The organism is Streptomyces sp. NPDC020917 (assembly GCF_044333795.1).
In the GTDB taxonomy this organism is placed as follows: domain Bacteria; phylum Actinomycetota; class Actinomycetes; order Streptomycetales; family Streptomycetaceae; genus Actinacidiphila.
This window is the reverse complement of record NZ_JBIRRR010000020.1, coordinates 93,926-115,777: the sequence shown is the minus strand read 5'-3', so window position 1 is coordinate 115,777 and position 21,852 is coordinate 93,926. Positions and strand designations below refer to the sequence as shown.

Genomic DNA, 21,852 nt, shown 5'->3' with positions numbered 1-21,852 from the left:
CCCGCCATGCGGCGGGTGGGGACACCGCGGGCTGCGGCGTCCCCACCCGCCGCATGGCGGGTCGCGCGGCGAAGGTCAGTCGCGCGGGGTGGGGCCGAAGGTCAGCAGCCTGCCGTCCCTGCGGACCCGGTAGACGGCGTAACCGCCGCCGCCCAGGAGCAGCAGGGCGAGCAGGCTGAGCGAGGTGATGCCCGCGGCACCGGTCGCCGCCAGCGGGCCGTTGCCGCCGCCGGACGAACCGCCGCCGGCGGCACCGCTCGTGCCGCTGGTCCCGCCGGACACGTCGCCGGACGTGCCGGAGGTGTCCCCGGAACCGCCCGTGTCGCCCGATCCGGAGGTGTCGCCGGAGCCCGCGGTGTCCCCCGAGCCGGCCGTGTCACCGCTGCCGGAGGTGGTGCCCGAGGTGTCGCCGGACCCGGCTGTGTCGCCGCTGCCGGAGGTGGTGCCGGTGGTGTCGCCGGTCCCGGCCGTGGTCCCGGAGTCCTTGCCGGCCTTGAAGGCGAAGGTCTGCTTGATCCCGCTGTCGTCGCCCGTGACGTCGAGCGTGTGCGCGCCGTCCGCGAGGTCGGCGGGCAGCGTCACCTGGAGACCGGGGATCGAGCCGTCGGTGGTCGCCTGGCTGGTCGCCAGGGCGGTCGGGGCGGCGTCCAGCGTGACCGTGACGCCCTCTCCGTTGCTCGCGCCGGCCCCCGGCAGGAAGCCCTCCGCGCTGACCTTCAGTTTGGCCCCCGCCGCCAGGGTGGGGGTGTCCTGCAGGGTGTCCCCCGCCTCGTTCTGCACGACGAGCGAGGGCTCGGCGACGATCGGGTAGGCGAGCGTCGTCGCGCTCGGCACGAACTTCAGCGGGTCGGTCGGCGTGAAGGTGATCGTCGGCGTGGTCACCCCGGGGGTCGACGTCCTGGGCACGGTGACGTTCACTCCGCCGCTCGCGTAGGCCGCCTCCCCCACGGTCTGCGACTGGAAGGCGACCTTCACCGTTCCGACGGCGTCGTCCGGGATGACGGCGATGTGGAGGGTGTAGTCCTTGTCCACCTGCTGGTGCCCGGCCGGGTCGGCCGTGACGGTCAGCGAGGTCGCCGCGGGCGGAGTGGCCGCCTTCTGCGTCCACTGGCTGCCCGTGATGTCGAACTGGGCAGTGAACGTGGGGGTGTCGGTCTTCGTGGTGTCACTGGACTTGCACACGATGTGCATCACGTAGGAGCCGTCGACGACATAGGGCGCGTTGCTCGCGTCCTTGTACCCCGCGAAGCCGAACACCGTGGTGATCGACCGGTTCAACGGGCCGGCGGCCGTGGGCAGGGTGGCGTTGATCGGAGCCGTGCCGTACGGTGCGCCGCCCGTGACGTGACTGGCCAGGAGGATGTCGGACACGGCGCCCGAGGTCTTGTTCGGCAGCGCCAGGTACACGTTCAGGGAGTCCTGGTAGCCGTCGGGGCACGCCTGGTCGACCGAGATCTGCGGGAACGCCGGGGCGTCGGTCACGCTGCCGCTGGCCGGGTTCAGCGTGACCTTCGCGTCCGAGGTGTCCGCGTGGGCGCTCTCCCCGGTGGTGAGGACCAGGGCGCCGCTGCCCAGGACCAGTGCCAGCACGCTGAGCAGCGCGGCGTGCATTCTTCGTCTCATATCTCCTCGTCCCCTCGGGGATGTGGCGGTGGTTGGCGGTGGGTGCGTGTCACGCGTGCGGCCCTGCCACCTGGCGGGTGGCAGGGCACTGGTCTGCCGTGCTGGTCAGCGGGGCAACCGCCGGGCCGGCACGGCTACTTCGTGGTGAACGTGAAGGTGATCGCCACGAGGGTCTGCTCTCCGACGAGGACCGCCTTGTGGGTCCCGGCGCAGATGTTCCTGGGAACGGTGAGCGCGTAGTCCGCCACCACTCCGGCACTGTTCGAGGCCGTCGAGGCGAGCACCGCCGGGAGGGGGCCGTAGACGTTGGTGACGGCCACGTCGACCTTCTCGCCGCCGGCCGGCCGGAAGCCCCGCGCCGAGACCGTGACGGTCTGGCCGAACGTCAACTGCGGTGTGTCGCCGAGGGTGTTGCCGCCGGCGTCGGTGACGGTGACCGACGGCGCGTCGACGAACGCGTAGTCGAGGGTCTCGTAGTCCTGGGCGTAGGCCAGCTGGTCGGCCGGGGTGAAGACGGCGATGTACTGGCGGACGTTCACGACCGTGTTGACCGGCGGCTGGATGCTGGCGGTGCCGTTGACGACGGGCACCGGCGCGCCCACCACGGTCACCCCGTTGTCCGCCTCGAACTGCACGGTTCCGGGCACGCCCGCGGCGACCTTCGCGGTGAGTGTGAAGGGCTGGCCGACCTGCACGTGGTTCGCCGGGCTCGCGGAGAGCTTTACCTTCGTCGCGGCCGGCGCCGGGCGGGAGGAGACCTGCCACGTGCTGCCGGTGATGTCGATGAAGCCGGTGAAGGTCGGGTGCTCGGTGAACGCCGTGCGGTCGGCGTTGGCGCAGGTCACGTGGATGGGGTAGGTCCCGTCCGCGACCGGCACGTGGACCAGGGCGAACGCGGTGGCGATCGACCGGACGATGGTGCCGTTGCCCGTGGCGGCGGGCACGTCGGCCGTGACCGGGGCGGTGGCGTACGGCGCGCCGCTGGTGAGGTGGGAGGCCAGCAGCGACTCCCGGCCGTCCGGCACGACCACCGACACGTTGAGCGCGTCGCGGTAGTTCGCCGGGCAGGCCCTGTCCACCGAGACCTGCGCGAACGGCGAGGTGTCGGTGAGCGCGCTGCCGCGGGCGACGAGGGTGACCGTCCCCGAGGTCGCCGTCGTCGCCGCGGAGTCGGCGTCGGCCGTGCCCGCGCCGGCGACCACGGCGGCCGTACCGAGGGCGAGTCCCAGTGCGCCGGCCAGTACGCCGCGCAGTCTTCGTCTCGACATGTGCTTCGTTCCCCCCTGAGGAGTCCGATGTGTGGGTGGCGGTGCGGGGTGCGGCCGGGCACCCGCGAGGGGGTGCCCGGCCCGGCGGGGCAGGAGGCCCGCCGTGGTGGTCAAGGGGTCAGGGGACTCGCCGGACGAGGCCCGTCACCCGAGGGGTCAGACCAGGTCCTTGCTGGTGAGCGCGGTCAGCTGGGCGCCGCAGTTGGTGTCGGTGCCGAAGCCGTACTCGTTGATCACCGTGGTGGAACCGCTGAACAGCGCGGTGCACACCTCGGAGTTGGCGCCGATGAAGGTGTCCTTGATGAGGCTCTCGGTCACCCGGGTGTGCGGGATGACGTTGTAGACCTCGCGGTTGATCGGGAACGCGGTGTTGAGGTTGCCGCTCGCGTCGGTCGGCGAGACGCCGCCGATCGTCTCCAGCACGGCGCCGTTGCGGCGGTCGGTCACACCGGAGATGCCGCGGCCCTGCGCGATGTACTGCGCGATGGAGAACGGCATGACGTCCTCGGCGCCGTCCGCGGCGGCCGTGCGCTGCAGCGCGTTGCCGTTGTGCTCCTGGACGGACGCGCCGTTCTTGGCCACGTCGCTGACGCAGGACGGCAGGGTGGTGGCGTTGAAGCCCAGCGTCGACGCCCAGAACTTGCGGGTGCCGGAGCCGGACTGCGGCACCAGCGGGTGCACGGTGACGCCGTTGAGCTTCGGGAAGGTGCCGGCCGGCAGGGCGGCGCCCGTCGAGTCCTGGCAGTTGTACGCGTGCTTGAGGTCCACCAGGGTGACGTTCCCGCCGATGGTGCTGCCGGACTTCACCGCGAGCGTCACCGCGTCCACACCGAACGGGATGAAGTCGAACTGGCCGTTCGCGTTCGGGGCGGAGGAGGAGCGGGCGAAGTCCAGGCAGTGCGTACCGGCCGCGATGTCGTCGCGCAGCGCCTTGACACCGGCGCCGGAGCCGTCGGGGCGGACGACCGACTGGCAGCCGGAGTCGCGGGTGGCGATCGTCGAGCTGCCCGTCGCGTCGTAGGAGGCGATCAGGTAACCGTCGGAGCTGCCGGTCGGGTTCGGGTCCAGGATCGTGTTGGACAGGCCGTTCAGCACGTCCTGCGTGGTGTCGGAACCCACACCGACGAGCGTGCGGTGGACACCGGCCGGCGGGTCGGCCTGGGCCGCACCAGCCACCACCACGACACCCAGGGCCGCGGTACCGGCGACGATCGCCGCCCGCTTGGCGAAGTTCACGTTCACTGTATTTCCTCCGAATAAGTGCGGATGGAATTTCCAGATGTGACGCGAGGAGAGACTCCGGAATCCCTCCAGAATGATCCGATCCGTCAACCGGACGATGAATATCCTGCCGACCCGGGCAATCGGTGGCAACCAAATTGACCGCTCCGGGAAAGTGAACGACAGGTATTCCGAATTCTTTTTTAATTTCCCTCCAAGGGACACCCAGGTCCCCGGACGGGTAGGCGGATCCGATCTCGTGCGTCAGGTCACGTGGTCCTGGAGCGGCGGAGGTTCAGCAGCGGGCGGCCACTTGCGTGGAGGACACCGGCGCGCATCAGCAGCGGGCCGGCCAGGGAACCGGCGATGCCGGCGATCAGGACGATCATCAGGACCCAGCGGACGGCGCCCAGGATCATTCCGGGGGTGGTCCCGCCGGAGTCCGCGACGTTGTGGACCGGTGGGGAGGCGCTGGGCCCGCCCGCGGCACCCTTGGTCGCGGCGGCCGCGGGCGTCGGGGACGGGGAGCCGCCGGAACTCCCGCCGCCGGACGTCCCGTTGCCGCCGCCGGCCGCGCCGCTGCCACCGCCGGCCGAGCCTCCGCTCGCGCCGCCGCCCGACCCGGAGCCCGAGCCGGAGCCGCCGCCGGCGCCTCCGTCGGCCTGCGAGGTGGGGACCACGCCCGCGACCAGCGCGGTCGCCGCGGCGAGCGCCTGGTCGTGCAGGGTCGGGGTCAGCGGGGCATAGCCGAAGGGAAGTTGGCCGTAGCTGATGCCGGGCTGCTGGCCCGCGCCGACCGCGTAGCGGATCAGCGTGGCGTACTTGGCGCGCTGGGCGGCATCCATGGAGGCGTTGCCGGCGGCGTAGGTGACCGTCGTGAGCGGGTACGCGCCCGGCGTCTTCCGCGCGGGGTCCTGGTCGAGGACGCCGGGCACCTTGCCGGCCTTCATCCCGTTCACCGCCTTGGTCAGCGAGTCGACCGTCGGGGCGACGAACTGGCCGTCAGCATTGAGGAGTTCGGCGGTGCCGAGCCGGTAGCGGGCCGCGCTGGCGGCGTCGGTGAGGCCCATCATGAACGACTGGCCCGGAAGGGCCCGGGGGTCCTTCTGCGCCAGCGGGGGTCCGCCCCCGAAGACCCAGGAGCGGATGGCGCCGTTCGTGCCGTTGCGGACGATGCGGGCCGTGTCGAACAGGCTCGGCATGTACGGGTTGACGTCGATGCCGGTGACCCTGGTGTCGGGGTGGCCCTTCGGATCCGGCAGGTAGACGGTGGAATCGGGCTTCCCGAAGTCGGAGAGCGCGGTGTGGGCGGGATCGAGAGCCAGGTAGTAGGGGTTGATCTTCATGCCCCAGGGATCCGCCTTGCCTTCCAGGAAGGCCTTCGCGGCAGGATCCGAGCGCAGCCACGTCCACAGCATCGCCGCGCCGTCGCTGCCGGCCTGCGGGACGCCGAGGCTGAAGTCGCAGGAGCTGGAGGAGCCGTAGTGGACGTCGGAGTTGAGCTGCTTGAACTCGGGGTCCCCCGCGAGGTCCTTGGCGTTCTTGGGGTCCAGCCGGCCGAACGGCGGGCTGTTGGGCGGGGTGGGCAGATCGCAGGAGTAGCTCTGCGTGATCATCTTCGCCACCAGGCGGGCGTTCAGCCGCAGGTGCGGGACCTGTCTGGTCGTGCCGGAGACGTTGACGTTGTATCCGATGACCAGCCCGGAGACCGCCGTGGGCGCGTAGACGACCGGTGGCGACGACGCGGCGTCCGGCTGCGGCGCGACCGGGTTCTCCACGAACGCCAGTCCGGCCGCATTTCCGTCAGGATTGGCGATCTGCTGGCGCGAGAGATCCTCCAGCTGCGGGGTGAACTGGTAGGTGATCTTGTCGCTGGTGCAGAGTTTCGGTTCCCAGGAAGTCATGGCCTGGAAAGCGAAGTCGGATCCGGTGGTGGGCTGTTCGTCCTGGCCGATCACGCACGGCGATTCGGTCGGCCGGAAGTCCATCCGGAACTGAATGCGCTGCTTCCAGTTGGTCGCCGAAAGGGCCGATGTCGAAAGGCCGTTGAACTGCGGCGCACTTCCGTCGGCTTCGTGCATGCCCCGGGGCACGACCACCAGCCAGCAGGGCGGAGGCGTCTGGCCGCTCTGGCGGCTGGCGCCGCATCCGAGGATCTGCGACGTGGTGTCGTCCTCCAGGGAGAAGACGGTCTCACCGGTTCCGTCGGATCCGGTGACGGCGAGATCCTGCTCGTTGGTGGTGAACTGCGTGAAGTACTGGCTGACGTCCGTGGAGCTCTGCCCCGTCGCGGTGGTGAAGGGGATGTCGCGCTCGGTCGGTTCCTGCGGGTCGTCGCGCGGGGTCACCGTGCGGGTGGCGTTCAGCACCGGGGACGGCACCGGCGGCTGCCCGAACTCGCACTGCTCCGGGGACGGTCCGGCCTCGCTCCCCCAGCACTGCATGATCTGCAGGTAGTTGCCGACGAACACGCCACCGTTCTGCGTGGTCGGCTCCCCGCCGGTCCAGTTGATCTTCACGCCCTGGGTGGTCAGGTTCGCCGTCTGCTCGACCGTCACCTTCAGCCGCGAGAAGTCGTCGTACGCTCCCTTCGCGCCCGACTTGGTCACCGCCGAGCCGCTGTCCGCCTGGGCCCGGCCGCCGCCCGCCGCGGGCGGGAGCAGGACGAGGCCGACCGCGGCCAGCACCGACGTGAGGATGCCGCCGAGGCGGAGCATCCGTACCGGGCCCCTGGCGAGCTGGGGGTCACGCGCGGCCATCACGCCTCCTGGATTCGGTGAACCGCCGCGCGAGAGCCGGCGGGGCGAGGACGACGGCGAGCAGCAGCAGGGCGGACAGGCCCATCAGCCAGGTGCGCAGGCCCCAGAAGGAGTCCGCGCCGACGATCACCGACGCGGCGGAGACGTCCTGCCCGTTGCCCGCGGTGCCGCCGTCTCCGGTGCCGTCGGTGGTGGCCAGGCCGGTGTCGGGGTCGACCCCGCCCGTGCTGCCGGCCGCGCTGCCGCCGGTGGTTCCCGCCGACGTGCCGCCGCTCGCACCCGCCGTCGAACCGCCCGAGCCCGAGCCGCCGCCACTGCCGCCGCTGCCACCACCACTGCTGCCGTTTCCGCCGCCGCTGCCGCTGCCGCCGCTCGAACCTCCGCCCTGGGCGGCCGGTTTCACCTGGGTCGGGGTGTCGTGCGCGCCGGCGGTGCCGTCGGTGCACTGCGTCGGGCCCTGCCGGTCACAGGACTTGGGGAACGGCGCGTTCCTCGCCAGGGTGTTGCTGCCGTCGGTGGAGAAGGTCGGGTTGTGGCAGCCCTGGATGTTGATGCTCTGGGTCTGCACCCCGGGGATCTTCTTGACCTGGTCGAAGGCGTCCTGGACCAGGTTGATGGGCAGCGGCGAGAAGCCGAGCCGCTCGGCCTGCGCCTGCCCCTGGCACAGGAAGTAGTACGAGAACGCGCCGAGCGTTCTGCCCTTGTCCGTGGTGAGCGGCGACTCCAGCTTCGTCGGCAGGATCATGTAGCTGTAGCTGGACAGCGGATACGTCCTGCGGTCGGGGTCGGTGTAGACCCGGTCCAGGATCTGCGTCAGGTAGTTGCTGGAGTCCTTGTTCTGGTTGATCTGCGCCTGGAGCAGCGCCACGGCCACCGAGGAGGCCGTCGGCTCGGTGTAGTAGCCCGCCGCGTTGAGGACCTTGGCGACGGGGAAGCCGGTGGTCAGGGCGTAGGAGTACTCGACGTAGGTGATCGCGCCCTCGGCGTAGGACTGCCGGGTGTAGCCGGACACGCCCAGCGAGCCGGACTGCGCGATGAAGCCGGAGCCGGGGATCACCGGGTAGTTGGAGGTCTCGCCGCACGGCGTGGGCTTGCCCAGGCGCTTGCAGTAGGCGTCCCACAGGGCGCTCTGCTGCTTGGCCATCCACAGGGTGAACTGGGCCGAGGTGCCGGAGCCGTCCGAGCGCACCACCGGGATGATCCTGCGGCTGGGCAGGGTCAGTCCGGGGTTGTCGCGAGCGATCTGCGGGTCGTTCCAGTTCTTGATCACACCGGTGAAGATCTTCGCGAGCGAGTTGCCGCTGAGCCGCAGGTTGGTGACCAGCTTGCCGTTGATCTTGAGGTTGTACATGAACGAGGTGCCGCCGGCGACGATCGGCATATAGGCGTAGCCGCGCTTGGGCGGGGGTTCGCGCACGCCGAACTCCGTCGTCCCGTAAGGGATTTCGGAGACAGCGAAGTCCACGGTGCTGTTGGCGAACTGCTGACGGCCGTCGGAGGAGCCGGTGCCCGCGTAGTCGACGGTCATGCCGTACTGCGCGACGTTCCGGCGCCACTGGTCGATGGCGTTCTGGCTCCAGGTGGAACCGGCACCGCTGATACGGGCGTAGGTGGCGCTGTGCGCGGGCGGCTGGCCGAGGGCGAGCAGCGTGCACAGCATCAGGGCGAGGGCTGATGCCGCCGCCCGTATTCTCTTCACGATCCGTCAACTCCCTGTGCGGGTCCGTGCTCGGGGCTGTCGAGAGGGGCTGGTGCGGGGCCTGCGGAGGACGCGGCGGCGCGCGCCGCCGACCGCTCGGCGAAGCGCTTCAGGTCGCGGCGGGAGGTGACCACCCGGCGGTGGGTGCCGCGCTTGGTCAGCTCACCGGGGCCGCGGCCGCCCACGGTGCGGGCGACCACGAAGAGCACCAGGACCAGGACCAGGAGGGTGGCCGCGGTGCCGAACCCGCGCGAGATCATGGCGGGTTGTGGGGACTTGACGAACTCGAAGGTGGCCAGCGGCAGCGACACCATCGGCCCGTGCAGCGGGTCGGTGTTGGTGATCGCGGTGAACCCTGCGGTCAGCAGGACGGGCGAGGTCTCGCCGACGCCGCGGGCGGTGCCGAGGATCACGGCGGTGGTCAGGCCGGACCGGGCGGTGGGCAGCACCACGTGCCACACGGTCCGCCAGCGCGGCGAACCGAGCGCGTACGACGCCTCCCGCAACGTGCCGGGCACGAGCCGGATCACCACGTCGGAGGCGCGGATGATGATCGGCAGCATCATCACCGAGATGGCCAGGGACGCGGCGAAGCCGGACTTCTCCAAGCCGAGGGCCAGGATCGCGGTGGCGTAGACGAACAGGCCGGCGACGATCGACGGCAGCGCGGTCATCGCCTCGACGACGGTGCGGACGAACCGCGCGTAGCGGCCCGGCACTTCGTTGAGGAAGACCGCGCACAGCAGGCCGGCCGGCACGGTCAGCACCAGCGCGATGCCGATCTGGACGAGGGTGCCGACCATGGCGTGCCGGATACCGCCGACGCTCAGCGGCTGCAGCGGACCCGCGGTCTTCATGTCCTGGGTGAAGAAGTTGGTGTGCGGCAGCGCCTTGCGGCCGTCCCACAGTGTGTAGACCACGACGAAGGTGAGGGCCGTGAGCAGGACCACCGCCAGGCTGTGCACGATCACCGACGCGAAGCGGTCGCGCACCGCGGGCCCGTTCTCGTCGAACGACACCAGCAGCGCGTACAGCGCGAGGAAGAGGACGTAGGCGAACACCACGAAGCCCAGGCCGCCGCTGAACGGGGCGAGCCGGGTGAAGAACAGCCAGGTGAGCGCGAGCGAGGAGGCCGCGGCGCCGACGATGGCGTAGACGTCGCTGGCGCGCGTGGTCCCGGTGTTGCGCCGCCGCTCCTGCCCTTCGGGCCGCGCGGTACGGGCCGGCAGGGTGGTCGCCGCCCCCGGCCCGGCGCCGTCGGCCCCGGACGTGGCGGGAACGGGCGTGGCGGGCAAGGGCGTTGCGGGTGGCGCGTGGCCGGCCGGGCCCGGCTCGGTCGCGCCGCTGGTGGCCGTGGCGTCCGTGGTCATACGGGAGGAACTCCTGTCTCCGCCGATTGCTCGGCTACTCGGCGGTGGCGCCGGAACGGCTGCGGGCGACGATCGAGGAGGCGACGAAGTTGACGACGAGGGTCATCAGAAAGAGCGCCAGGCCGGCCGCCATCAGCGCGGACATGCCGAACTTGCTGGCCTCGCCGTAGCGCAGGGCGATCAGCGAGGACACCGAACTGGTGCCGCTCTGCAGGATGTGCGGCTGGATCGCGAAGACCGGGGAGATCACGAGGTAGACGCCGATGGTCTCGCCCAGCGCCCGGCCGAGGCCCAGCATCGTGCCGCCGATCATGCCGCCCTTGCCGAACGGCAGGACGACCGAGCGGATCATGCCCCAGCGGGTGGCGCCGAGCGCGTACGCGCCCTCCCGCTCGCCGACCGGGGCCTGCGAGAAGACCTCGCGGATCACCGAGCAGATGATCGGGGTGACCATCATCGCCACCACCATCCCGGCGACGAACGTCGACGCGGTGTAGACGGTCGCGGTGGCCAGCGGGTCGTGCGGATCGGCGCCGTCCACCGTGAACAGCGGGATCCAGCCGAAGTACGTGGACAGCCAGCGGGCCAGGCCGATCACCTTGCCCTGGAGGAAGAACAGCCCCCACAGGCCGTAGACCACCGAAGGAACCGCGGCCATCAGGTCCACGGTGCTGATCAGCGTCCGGCGCAGCCGCTGCGGGGCGTACTCCGAGATGTACAGCGCGGTGCCGATCGCCAGGGGCACCGCGAAGACGATCGCGACCAGGGCGATCAGCACGGTCCCGGTGAGCACGGCCGCGATCCCGAAGTTTCCGGCGTCCGGATCCCACGCGGCGGTGGTCACGAACGACCACCCGGCCTTGCGCAGCGCCTGCCACGCGCGGAACGTCAGAAAGCCGCCGACCAGCAGCATCACGGCCAGCACCACACCGCCGCCGCCGCGGGCGACGCCGCGGAACAGCCGGTCGGGCAACCCGGAGTCGGCGTGCAGCCGGCGCGGCCGGTCCGCGGCCGCTCCGGCGTCGACCTCCATGTCGGCACCTGCTGTTCGTGCCCGTGTTCGCATCGTCACGGGATGACGCTCACGGGGTGCGATGGCCGGGTGAGCACCGAAAAGTGAACGAGGGCACCCGTAGGGGCAACTTCCGTTCACCTTGGGGCAGTCACGGCCTCCGGTCGGCTCGCGGCCCGGCTCGCACGTCGGCGCGTGCCACGGTCCGGGGTACGCCGTTCAGCCCGCGTCGCCCCACAGCGACGCCGGTGTCTCCCGCAGCGCGAGCAGCAGGACGCGGAACCGTTCGTAGGCGGCCTGGCAGGTCGAATGGCGTTCGTAGGCCCGGGCGGAGACCGCGCGCACCCGGCCCTCGCCGTCGCGTAACCGCCACACCCATCCGCTGGTCTCCGCGGCGTGCTGCACGCCTCCGGTGAGCAACTCCGGCTGCCTGCACAGCCCTTCGAACGCCTCCCGGCACGCCGCCTCGTCCGGGTAGGCGATCGCGCCCAGCGCGATCACCCGGCCGTTGCTGGCGGTCAGCCGCCAGGAGAACCGTCCGCTCTCCCCGATGTCGATCTGGCACCGCGTCCCGAGAGCCGCGCCGCCCCCCACTGCTTCCCCTGTTTCCCCGGCCATCCTGCATCCCCACCCCTGTCAGCCCCTGAGGAATGCGCGCAGGCGCGAGCACGCCCGCTTGGTGGCGAGCGAACCCGGCTGGTTCCGCGCACAGCGCCGCGCCTTCGTTGCCGCGGGCGGCACGGGCAATGTAGGCGGCGGGCGAATGGTTCAGCGTTGTCTCACAGGTTGCTCGCGGCATCCTTCACTCCGAAGTTGCCCCTTGTTCACGCCACATCACTCAACGTCACCGGGTCCGTCCACTCCCCCGGAGCAGCTTTGCCTCTCCGAGGGGCCCCATCTCCCATACGCTCGGCCCGCGTTGGCCCGGGCCCGGCCCCGGGGTGCCTCTCGCTGCGCGTGGCCGTCTGCGGGTCTCGTCGTGGCTTGTCGCGCTGGTCTCGTCGCGCCCCCTCGGCAGCCGGGGTGCCCCCGGGTGTGCTTTGCCGTCGTGCGGCGTCGTTGTGGCTGGTGGCGCAGTTCCTCGCGCCCCTGGCGGTGCACGTTCGGTGGGTGGGGTCGGGGCCGCCACGGGAGTATCTCCTCGGAACTGTGCGTGCGGCTTTCTCCGTTGGGTGGGCCGGGTGTGTGCACAGTTCCTGCGGGGACACTCCCGCACCGTCCCCTCCCAGCCCGGCCCCCGTCTGCGGGAGGAATGGGTCCGGGGGGCACCCATAGGGGCGCGGGGTCCCCCAGAGCTTCGCCTGGGAGGTACCCCCAGCGCGACCAGCCACGACGCAGGGCGCACCCGGCAACGCAGGCCCGGGGGCACCCCGGACCCCCGCCCCGGAGGGGCGATGCTCCAGGAGCGCGGGGAACTCCGCGACCAGCCGAAGTGGACCGTTCGACGGGAACGGCGGCCCGGGGGCAACCCGGAACCCGAACCCGCACTTTGGTCTGGGCGTTGGCAGAGGGGCTGTCACTGCGGGTGGTGGGAGGCCCAGTCGTCGCGGGCAGCGATGAGCGCGGGGCGAACCTTGTGGTCGAGCACATCGGCATGGGCCCGGAGCCGGGCGGCGATGTCGCTGAGGCGCTGCGGGTCAAGCCCGAGAATCCAACGTCCCACACTGACTTGAAGGTTGACTACTGGCATCCGCATGCCGGGGTCGGGGTCATACGGGTTGCAGTCGATGCTGCCCTCCAGGACGGAGTCCTCCTCGACACCGTCCCAAAGGTCCGGCGCAGTGATCGGCAGCGTCGGACCGTCGAAGAACGCGCGGTGGTTGATCATGGCCAGGCGCCTGCTCAGCTCTTGCGGAGGCACGTTCACCTCGGTCGGGTCGTCCTCGGCCCATGCGGGTAAATGGCCTGTGATCGCGATGCCTTCGGTTGTGGTGATCGTCCACGCTCCTGGCGTGCTCCACGGCGACGGCTGCTCCGTGGAGGGGACAGTGCCAGGGCCGACCTCGAACCAGACGATCTTCCCTGCCGGGTCCGCTGTAGTGCCCCAGTCAGCGGCAAGCGCGTCCACCAGGAGCAGGCCACGGCCGCCTTCGGAATCCGGTGAACTTTCGCGCGGCTTGGGATGGGCAGAGCTGGTATCCGTGACCTCGACCCGCACACGCGCTCCGGTCCAGCGCACGGTCACGGCGCATGAAGCGTCGCTATAGCGCAGGGCATTGGTGATCACTTCGCTCGACAGCAGCTCCAGTTCTCGGAGTGCATCGCCCGGCAACGGAAGGTCCCAATTCCGCACGAGGGTCTGGATCTTGTGCCGGGCTTCGGACACCGCGACGGTCTCGGCCTCGACACGGAAGCCGACGGGGACGGTGGTGGGCTTGGTCATTGCACGCGGTCCTTTACGGGGAGCCCTTGTGACACGGACGGTCAGTCCATGCCTGGCAGTGGGGAATTCACGTTCGCGGTCGGAATTCCGGGAAGGTCCGTTGCGTCGTCGGAGCAACAGAGCACCGTCAGTAGACGACTGCAGTTCGCTCACGGGAGACTCCGTTACGTGACTCCAAGACGGAGTCACCATGCGGAGCATGGTCGTAACCTCGAGGTCAGGTTGTACTGAGGAAGGTGCTCGTGAATGGTGCGGAGCGCGACCCGCGCGAGATCGTCACCGGGCTTCTGGCCGATCGCCGGTTTCTTGCCGCCTGCTCCAGCCGCGATATGGGCACGCTGTTCCGTCTGCTCAACTACCGCGGTGTCAGCACCCGCCGCATAGCTGCCGCGGTCGATATCAGCCAAGGACGGCTGTATGACTACATGAACGGTAAGAGCCGGGTCGAGAAGCTGGCCATCTTCGAGCAGATCGCCGATGCCTTCCATATCCCCGGCCGTCTCCTCGGTCTGACCGAGCGCCCCTGGGAGCCCGCGGCCCCGGCCCCAACGCAAGCCTTAGCCGAGCCTCTGCAGACTGGCGACGACATGACGGCGATGCACGCCTTCCGCACCGCCGATCGCCAGGCAGGTGGCGGGCGCCTCTACACCTCCGTCACCCGCCACCTGCGCGAGGTCATCGGTCCCCGTCTGGTGGACGCCGACGGCACCCTCCAGGTCTTCGCGGTCGCCGCCATCCTCACAGAAATGGCTGGGTGGATGGCCCACGACTCAGGCCAGGACACCACTGCGGGACGTCACTTCGCCCGCGCCCTCCCACTGGCACGAGCGTCGGGCGACACCCCGCTGACCGCCAGCATTGCCGCGAGTACCAGTCATCTCGCCCTCCAAACCGGCGACCCGGAAGCGGCAGTGCACTGGGCACAGAGCGGGCTCGCTCTCACAAAAAGGGGCCCCTCACTTCCCAGCCTTGTCGCCCGCCTGCACACCATGTCGGCCCGCGCGCTGGCCGCAGCCGGCCAGCCGACTCCCGCCATGGCGGCCCTCGCCAGTGCCGAAGAAACCCTCGACGGCGTGCCCGAAGCCGAACGCCCATGGCTGAGCCCCTTCGATCGGGCAGCACTGGCTCTCGAGTCCGCTCTCGTCCTACGTGATCTGTGCCGCCATGACGAAGCCCGCGCCCACGCCGAACACGCGGTCCACCTCCGCGAGTCCCACCGCGCCCGTTCCCTGGTCCTCAGCCGCATCGCCCTGGCCACTCTGCATCTCCGGTGCAGCGACCTCGATGCCGCCGTCATCGTTGGGAACGACATCGCGACTGCCGACCCAAACCTCGGCTCGATCCGGGTGTTGCGCCACATCGACGACCTTCGCGCCCAGCTCGCACCACACCGCGACCATCCGCCGGTTCGTGCCCTCCTGATGAGGCTGGACGAAACGCGCCGGGCGAGGATGCTGTTGCTCGCCGATCTCGTTCCCGCGCCCAGCAAAGGCACGATGCCATGAGGCCCTCTCCCGCAGACCCGGAAGCCTGGAACGCCTATCTCGCCGAAGGCAACGCCAAGCAGGCCCGCAAGCGCGTCTCCGCGGACGTCCTGCTGCGCGACGAACAAGGCCGCGTCCTCCTCGTGAAGCCCACGTACAAGCCGGGCTGGGACCTCCCCGGCGGGATGGCCGAGGCCAACGAGGCCCCGGACGACGCCGCCCGCCGTGAACTCAAGGAAGAACTCGGACTCGACGTCATCCTCCGCGGCCTCCTCGTCGTCGACTGGGTCCCGCCCCATGGTCCCTGGGACGATCAACTGGCCTTCCTCTTCGACGGAGGCACCGTCGGCCCTGCCCAGACCGCCGCGCTGCACCCCCGCGACGACGAGCTCTCCACCGTCGCCTTCGTTTCCGCGGCGGATGCCTCCCGACGGCTGAACGAGCGCCTCGCCCGCAGACTCAGCGCGGCGATGCGCATGGAAGGCGCGGCGAACGTGCTGCTGTGCGACGGCTTCCCTCCCCGCATGCGGCAGGACGACTGAACTACGCCGGGGGTGCCTCGTCCCGCTTGTCCTCGACGTGGACGACGCGCAGTTCGGTGCCGTCGCGGTGGCGCTTGGAGCGTCCGTAGAGCCCGACGGCGATGTCGGTGTGCTCCTCGATCTCGTCGGCTGCGACATACGTCAGAACGTCAGGGTGGTGGCTGGTCACCGCCCACCCCTCCGCGTCCTCGGGGTTGATCACCGTGAAGTCCCCGGCCGAGGACCCCACATGCACGGGCCCGACCCTCCGGAGGATCTCCTCGGCCTGCTCCGCGAGGTCCCCCTCCGGAGCGGTCAGGACGACACAGGTGCCGTGCTCGAACAGAACCCACGATGCATTCGGGTTCACCAGAAGGCGCCGCCAGGCGTCGATGAGTATGTCTGAGTTCACCTCGCCCATGATGCCGAGGCCCACTGACATCCGAGTGCTCTCTGCTTGGGCGCGGGCTTCGCTTTCGGGGTTCGGGCTGCCCCCAGCCCCCGTTCCCGTCGAACGGCCCACTCTGGCTGGGCGCGAAGGTCCCGCACTCCTGGGAGCATCGCCCCTCCGGGGCGGGAATCCGGGCTGTCCCCGTGCGGTACGTCGCCGGGTGCGCGGCGCGTGGGCGGCCGGTCGCGCAGTTCCCCGCGCCCCTGCGGGATCCGGGGTGCCCCCTGGGCCGCACTGCCGGGTGCGGACCCGTCGCGGCTGGGCGCGGAGTTCCCCGCGCTCCTGGAGCATCGCCCCTCCGGGGCGGGGGTTCGGGGTGCCCCCCGGGCCTACGTTGCCGGGTGCATCGCCGTCGTGGTTGAGCGCGCAGTTCCCCGCGCCCCTGTGGGGTGCCCCCCGGACCCATTCCTCCCGCAGACGGGGGCCGGGCTGGGAGGGGACGGTGCGGGAGTGTCCCCGCAGGAACTGTGCATCCACCCGGCCCACTTCACGGACAAAGCCGCACGCACAGTTCCGAGGAGACACTCCCGTGGCGGCCCCGACCCCACCCACCGAACGTGCACCGAAAGGGGCGCGAGGAACTGCGCCACAAGCCATGACACCGCGGCACACGGCGACGGCCCCCGGGGGCACCCCGGATGCCGCCGGCTCAGGCGGGACGAGGCCCGCACACGGCACGGCGCACCCGGGAGCACCCCGGACAACGGAAAAAGCGAGGCTCAGATAGCGAGAAGCACAATAAGCACGATGAGCCCCGCCAAAGCCGGAGCGATCAACTCGTAGCACCAGCGCACCTCGGCCGGCGGCCGCTCCGCCCCGTCCTCCGGGACGGGCCGCGCATCGGAAAGCTCGCTCAGCTCGTCGACGGCCTGGTCCGACCACGCCCGCGTCGGGTCCGCGGACGGGGATCCCGGGCGGAGCCCGGGGCGGCGCGGACGGCTCGGCCCGAACGGGTTGTCCCCGGCGGCAGCCGCCCGCGACGCCTGCCGCGACGCCCGCTTCCGCGCCCGCAGCGACACCGGAATCGCCCACAGCTGGTACTTCCGGCCCCCGGAGAACAGCTCCGTGGAGTACGCGGCCCTGATCCGGTCCACCGCGGTCCACGGCAGGACGATCGTCCGCAGCGGATTGCGGATCCGGATCCGCTCGTCGTTCGCGTAGACCGCCGGCCGCACCGTGAACGCCACGATGACCGGCACCGCCAGCAGCAGCCCGGCCAGCGCCAGCCACGGCGTCCTGCCGTGCCCGCGGAAGATCGCGTCTCCGCCGAGCCACCCGGCGAGCACGAGCAGCAGCACGCCGCCGGTGATCCCGGCCATCGAGCGGTAGGCGCGGTCGGCGTACTTCGGCTGCTGCTGCCCGTCCCCGGCGGTGGCCGGACCGTTCGGGCGATCCTGGTGGGGGCTTGTCATAATCACCGATTCTGCCCGACGCCGTACCGCAACCGGCCACGACCCGGTTGCTTTCCGATCTCGGTCACCCGGAACCGGCCGTCCGCCCCGCACAGAACGGCCTCCGGCCCGCCATCGAGACAACTCTCACATTTCCCCGCGGGTCAGATGTTCCCGCGGATCGCCTTCCCGCGGATCACCTTCCCGCGCGGACCGGCCGCCGCCCGGCCCAGCCCGCCTTCCCCCCTCGCCGCGGGCAACAGCCCGTCCGCCCCAGCCCCCCTCCCCCGCCTCGCCGCGGGCAACAGCCCGGCCGGCCCGGCCCGCCTCCCGGACCCGCCCGAAGGCCCAGGGCCCGCCCAGGGCCCGCCGAAGACCCGCCAGGGAACGGCCCCGGCCCGCCCGGACCACCCCTCCCCGCGGCCCCGCCAGGACGGAAGCAAGGGAGGATAGGGGTAGTGACACGCTGCTACGCGCGTAGATATGCTGGTGTGGTGACCATGTCCTCCGTTGTACCCGCATACGCCCCCGATGCCGCGGGCCGCCTGGCCGGCCTCGCGGACGTCACCGCGTCCGCCGGCGCGCTGCGCCGCTTCCTGCACGGGCTGCCGGGGGTCGACGCGGTCGGGCTGGAAGCCCGCGCCGCCGGCCTCGGCACCCGTTCGATCAAGACCACGGCGAAGGCGTACGCCATCGACCTCGCCATCTCCATGATCGACCTGACCACGCTCGAGGGTGCCGACACCGCCGGCAAGGTCCGGGCTCTGTGCGCCAAGGGCGTCCGGCCCGACCCGACCGACCGGGGCACCCCGCAGGTCGCCGCGATCTGCGTCTATCCGGACATGGTGGCGGTGGCCAAGGAGGCCCTCGGCGACTCCGGCATCCACGTCGCCTCGGTGGCCACCGCGTTCCCCGCGGGCCGCGTCGCCCGCGACGTGAAGCTGGCCGACACCCGGGACGCGGTGGCCGCGGGCGCGGACGAGATCGACATGGTCATCGACCGCGGCGCGTTCCTGTCCGGCCGCTACATGGACGTCTTCGAGGAGATCCGCGCGGTCAAGGCCGCCTGCGCACGCGCCGACGGATCCAGCGCCCATCTGAAGGTGATCTTCGAGAACGGCGAGCTGTCGACGTACGACAACATCCGCCGCTGCTCCTGGCTCGCCATGCTGGCCGGCGCCGACTTCATCAAGACCTCGACCGGCAAGGTCGCGGTGAACGCCACCCCCGCGAACACCCTGCTGATGCTGGAGGCGGTGCGCGACTTCCGCGACGCGGTGGGCGTGCAGGTCGGCGTGAAGCCGGCCGGCGGCATCCGCACCTCCAAGGACGCGATCAAGTACCTGGTGCTGGTCAACGAGACGGTCGGCGACGACTGGCTGTCCCCGGACTGGTTCCGCTTCGGCGCCTCCAGCCTCCTCAACGACCTGCTGATGCAGCGTCAGAAGCTCCGCACCGGCCGGTACTCCGGTCCCGACTACGTGACGGTGGACTGATTCCCGTGACCGTGAAGCACCAGATGTTCGCCTACGCGCCCGCGCCCGAGTCCCGCGCGATCGTCGATCTCGCCCCGTCCTACGGGCTGTTCATCGACGGCGAGTTCACCGAGGCCGCGGACGGCCGGGTGTTCAAGTCCGTGTCGCCGTCCAGCGAGGAGGTGCTCGCCGAGGTCGCCAGGGCCGGCGAGCAGGACGTCGACCGGGCGGTTCGGGCCGCGCGCCGGGCGTTCACCCCGTGGTCGGCGCTGCCCGGCGCCGAGCGCGGCAAGTACCTGTTCCGCATCGCGCGCATCCTGCAGGAGCGCTCGCGCGAGCTGGCGGTCCTGGAGTCGCTGGACAACGGCAAGCCGATCCGCGAGACCCGGGACGTCGACCTGCCGCTGGTCGCCGCGCACTTCTTCTACTACGCGGGCTGGGCGGACAAGCTCGCCCACGCGGGCCTCGGTCCCGACCCGCGGCCGCTGGGCGTGGCCGGCCAGGTCATCCCGTGGAACTTCCCGCTGCTGATGCTGGCGTGGAAGATCGCCCCGGCGCTGGCCGCGGGCAACACGGTGGTGCTCAAGCCCGCCGAGACCACCCCGCTGTCGGCGCTGTTCTTCGCCGACGTGTGCCGCCAGGCGGGCCTGCCCCGCGGCGTGGTCAACATCCTCACCGGGTACGGGGACGCCGGTGCCGCGCTGGTGGCCCACGAGGGCGTGGACAAGGTCGCGTTCACCGGCAGCACCGAGGTGGGCAAGGCCATCGCCCGCACGGTCGCCGGCACGGACAAGAAGGTCACCCTCGAACTCGGCGGCAAGGCGGCGAACATCGTCTTCGACGACGCCCCGATCGACCAGGCCGTCGAGGGCATCGTCAACGGCATCTTCTTCAACCAGGGCCACGTGTGCTGCGCCGGATCGCGGCTGCTGGTGCAGGAGTCGGTGCAGGAGGAGCTGCTGGACGCCCTGAAGCGGCGGATGAGCACGCTGCGGGTCGGCGACCCGCTGGACAAGAACACCGACATCGGCGCGATCAACTCCGCCGAGCAACTGGCCCGGATCACCGCGCTGGCCGAGGCCGGCGAGGCCGAGGGCGCCGAGCGCTGGGCGCCGGCCTGCGAACTCCCGGACGCGGGCTACTGGTTCGCGCCGACGCTGTTCACCGGCGTCACCCAGGCGCACCGGATCGCCCGCGAGGAGATCTTCGGCCCGGTGCTGTCGGTGCTGACCTTCCGCACCCCGGCCGAGGCGGTGGAGAAGGCCAACAACACGCCGTACGGCCTGTCCGCCGGCATCTGGACGGAGAAGGGCTCGCGCATCCTGTCGATGGCCAGCAAGCTCAAGGCCGGTGTGGTGTGGGCCAACACGTTCAACAAGTTCGACCCGACCTCGCCGTTCGGCGGCTACAAGGAGTCCGGCTACGGCCGGGAGGGCGGCCGCCACGGCCTGGAGGGGTACCTCAAGTGACTGCGTCAGAGAAGTCCGCGAAGGCCGCGAAGCCGGCGAAGGGCGGCGGTGCCGCCCCCGCGGCGAGCGCTGCCGGTGCCGCGTCCGAGGCGAAGCAGCAGGGCGCGCGGCTGAGCGTGTTCAAGACCTACAAGCTGTACGTCGGGGGGAAGTTCCCCCGTTCCGAGAGCGGCCGGGTGTACGAGGTGACGGACTCCAAGGCCGGCCGGTGGCTGGCGAACGCGCCGCTGTCCTCCCGCAAGGACGCCCGTGACGCGGTGGTCGCCGCGCGCAAGGCGGTGGGCGGCTGGTCGGGCGCGACCGCGTACAACCGCGGGCAGGTGCTGTACCGGGTCGCGGAGATGCTGGAGGGCCGCGGCGAGCAGTTCGCCCGCGAGGTCGCCGAGGCCGAGGGCCTGTCGAAGGCCAGGGCCGCGGCGGTCGTGGAGGCGGCCGTGGACCGCTGGGTCTGGTACGCCGGCTGGACGGACAAGATCGCGCAGGTGGTGGGCGGCGCCAACCCGGTGGCGGGGCCGTTCTTCAACCTGTCGACGCCGGAGCCGATGGGCGTGGTGGCCGTACTGGCCCCGCAGGACTCGTCGTTCCTGGGCCTGGTCTCGGTGCTGGCGCCGGTGATCGCGACCGGCAACACCGCCGTGGTCGTGGCGTCGGAACGGGCCCCGCTGCCCGCGCTGTCACTGGGCGAGGTGCTGGCCACCTCGGACGTGCCCGGCGGCGTGGTCAACGTGCTGTCCGGCAGGACCGCGGAGATCGCCGGTCCGCTCGCCGCCCACCAGGACGTCAACGGCATCGATCTGACCGGCGCCTCGGCCGAGTTGGCCACCGAGCTGGAGACGGCCGCGGCGGAGAACCTCAAGCGGGTCCGCCGCCCGTCGGCCGAGGACTGGGCCGCGGACCCCGGCACCGGGCGCCTGACCGCCTGGCTGGAGACGAAGACGGTCTGGCACCCGATCGGGGTCTGACCTCGCATTGGGCGCCGCGCGCCCGGGGCACGACCCCGGGTTGCGCGGCGCCTCGCGCCACCGGCCGACGGGAGAGGGTGGGGTGACGATCCCCGGCCGGCCCGGCGACAGCACGTGACGCCGACGGCCGGGGGGCAGTACGGACCCCCTCGGCCCGGACTCGGGTCAGCCCGGGAGCAGGCCGGTCGCGGTGCCGACCAGCGGCAGGGTCGCGAGCGAGCCGCCGTGGGTCAGCGGATCCGTGGCGACCGCCGTCGACAGCGGCTTGAAGTCGGCGACCCGCGAGCCGACCGCGTTGTCCAGCGGGTCGACGCTGGTGTTGGACAGCGGGTCGAGGGTGAGGTGCTTCACCGGGCCGACGGCGTCGCCGAGCACGCCGGTGACGGTCTGGGTCGGCAGCGCCGAACTCACGGAGTCCGGCAGCACGTCGGGCAGGGACTGCCCGGGCTGCGGTGCGGCGGAGCCGGCCGTGGCCGCGGCGGCGGTCCCCGCGGGGAGGGCCACGGCGGCGGCGCCGGTGAGGGTCAGGAGCAGGGCGGTACGGAGTGAGGCCATACCCGTTCCAACGCCGCCCCGGCCCCACGGTCACGCCTTTGCCCTGTCCGGGGTGCTTCGGGGGTTCGCTGCCGTCTGCGACGTGCGTCGTGGCTGGGCGCGGAGTTCCCCGAGCCCCTGCGGGATCCGGGGTGCCCCCGGGGTTCGCTGCCGTCTGCGACGTGCGTCGTGGCTGGTCGCGGAGTTCCCCGCGCTCCCTGCGGCAACTG

At 71.4% G+C, this 21,852-nt stretch carries 17 protein-coding genes; 5 read left to right on the top strand and 12 right to left on the bottom strand.

Annotation, left to right across the window (positions count from 1 at the left end; genetic code table 11):
• Positions 1-75: 75 nt before the first annotated feature.
• The 9 genes from ACH4TG_RS32415 to ACH4TG_RS32375 all read right to left on the bottom strand — a co-directional run bounded on the left by ACH4TG_RS32415 (position 76) and on the right by ACH4TG_RS32375 (position 13,335).
• On the bottom strand, positions 76-1,623 hold the full coding sequence (locus ACH4TG_RS32415) for an LPXTG cell wall anchor domain-containing protein (RefSeq protein WP_398246184.1): 1,548 nt from the start codon (positions 1,621-1,623) through the stop codon (positions 76-78).
• Between the two features lie 134 nt (positions 1,624-1,757).
• On the bottom strand, positions 1,758-2,891 hold the full coding sequence (locus ACH4TG_RS32410) for a hypothetical protein (protein WP_398246183.1): 1,134 nt from the start codon (positions 2,889-2,891) through the stop codon (positions 1,758-1,760).
• 156 nt (positions 2,892-3,047) lie between these two features.
• Complete coding sequence (locus ACH4TG_RS32405) at positions 3,048-4,133, bottom strand: hypothetical protein (RefSeq protein ID WP_398246182.1); 1,086 nt, start codon at positions 4,131-4,133, stop codon at positions 3,048-3,050.
• A gap of 248 nt (positions 4,134-4,381) precedes the next feature.
• Positions 4,382-6,871 (bottom strand): hypothetical protein, encoded by a 2,490-nt coding sequence (locus ACH4TG_RS32400; protein WP_398246181.1) that lies wholly within the window; start codon positions 6,869-6,871, stop codon positions 4,382-4,384.
• Positions 6,858-8,570 carry a phosphate ABC transporter substrate-binding protein PstS gene (gene pstS / locus ACH4TG_RS32395; protein WP_398246180.1) on the bottom strand — a complete coding sequence of 571 codons (1,713 nt, stop codon included), beginning with the start codon at positions 8,568-8,570 and terminating at the stop codon, positions 6,858-6,860. The genes ACH4TG_RS32400 and pstS overlap by 14 nt, the downstream gene beginning before the upstream one ends.
• Positions 8,567-9,940 (bottom strand): phosphate ABC transporter permease PstA, encoded by a 1,374-nt coding sequence (pstA, locus tag ACH4TG_RS32390; protein ID WP_398246179.1) that lies wholly within the window; start codon positions 9,938-9,940, stop codon positions 8,567-8,569. The genes pstS and pstA overlap by 4 nt, the downstream gene beginning before the upstream one ends.
• Before the next feature lie 34 nt (positions 9,941-9,974).
• Positions 9,975-10,973 carry a phosphate ABC transporter permease subunit PstC gene (gene pstC / locus ACH4TG_RS32385; protein WP_398246178.1) on the bottom strand — a complete coding sequence of 333 codons (999 nt, stop codon included), beginning with the start codon at positions 10,971-10,973 and terminating at the stop codon, positions 9,975-9,977.
• 198 nt (positions 10,974-11,171) lie between these two features.
• Complete coding sequence (locus tag ACH4TG_RS32380; RefSeq protein WP_398246177.1) at positions 11,172-11,570, bottom strand: hypothetical protein; 399 nt, start codon at positions 11,568-11,570, stop codon at positions 11,172-11,174.
• Between the two features lie 898 nt (positions 11,571-12,468).
• Complete coding sequence (locus ACH4TG_RS32375) at positions 12,469-13,335, bottom strand: ATP-binding protein (RefSeq protein ID WP_398246176.1); 867 nt, start codon at positions 13,333-13,335, stop codon at positions 12,469-12,471.
• 242 nt (positions 13,336-13,577) lie between these two features.
• On the opposite strand from ACH4TG_RS32375, the gene ACH4TG_RS32370 reads away from it, so the two are divergent.
• Positions 13,578-14,840 (top strand): XRE family transcriptional regulator, encoded by a 1,263-nt coding sequence (locus tag ACH4TG_RS32370; protein ID WP_398246175.1) that lies wholly within the window; start codon positions 13,578-13,580, stop codon positions 14,838-14,840.
• A complete protein-coding gene (locus tag ACH4TG_RS32365) occupies positions 14,837-15,361 on the top strand; it encodes an NUDIX domain-containing protein (RefSeq protein ID WP_398246174.1) in 525 nt (174 codons plus the stop codon). Before ACH4TG_RS32370 ends, ACH4TG_RS32365 begins: the two co-directional genes overlap by 4 nt.
• Position 15,362: 1 nt before the next feature.
• On the opposite strand, the gene ACH4TG_RS32360 is transcribed toward ACH4TG_RS32365, so the two are convergent.
• Both ACH4TG_RS32360 and ACH4TG_RS32355 read right to left on the bottom strand, forming a co-directional pair.
• Entirely contained in the window at positions 15,363-15,761 is a 399-nt protein-coding gene (locus ACH4TG_RS32360) for a hypothetical protein (RefSeq protein ID WP_398246260.1), read from the bottom strand.
• 749 nt (positions 15,762-16,510) lie between these two features.
• Positions 16,511-17,203 (bottom strand): PH domain-containing protein, encoded by a 693-nt coding sequence (locus ACH4TG_RS32355; RefSeq protein WP_398246173.1) that lies wholly within the window; start codon positions 17,201-17,203, stop codon positions 16,511-16,513.
• Between the two features lie 479 nt (positions 17,204-17,682).
• On the opposite strand from ACH4TG_RS32355, the gene deoC reads away from it, so the two are divergent.
• The 3 genes from deoC to ACH4TG_RS32340 all read left to right on the top strand — a co-directional run bounded on the left by deoC (position 17,683) and on the right by ACH4TG_RS32340 (position 21,088).
• Complete coding sequence (gene deoC / locus ACH4TG_RS32350) at positions 17,683-18,678, top strand: deoxyribose-phosphate aldolase (RefSeq protein WP_398246172.1); 996 nt, start codon at positions 17,683-17,685, stop codon at positions 18,676-18,678.
• Between the two features lie 23 nt (positions 18,679-18,701).
• On the top strand, positions 18,702-20,126 hold the full coding sequence (locus ACH4TG_RS32345; protein ID WP_398246259.1) for an aldehyde dehydrogenase family protein: 1,425 nt from the start codon (positions 18,702-18,704) through the stop codon (positions 20,124-20,126).
• A gap of 110 nt (positions 20,127-20,236) precedes the next feature.
• On the top strand, positions 20,237-21,088 hold the full coding sequence (locus ACH4TG_RS32340; protein ID WP_398246258.1) for an aldehyde dehydrogenase family protein: 852 nt from the start codon (positions 20,237-20,239) through the stop codon (positions 21,086-21,088).
• 165 nt (positions 21,089-21,253) lie between these two features.
• On the opposite strand, the gene ACH4TG_RS32335 is transcribed toward ACH4TG_RS32340, so the two are convergent.
• Complete coding sequence (locus tag ACH4TG_RS32335; RefSeq protein WP_398246171.1) at positions 21,254-21,643, bottom strand: hypothetical protein; 390 nt, start codon at positions 21,641-21,643, stop codon at positions 21,254-21,256.
• Positions 21,644-21,852: the final 209 nt, after the last annotated feature.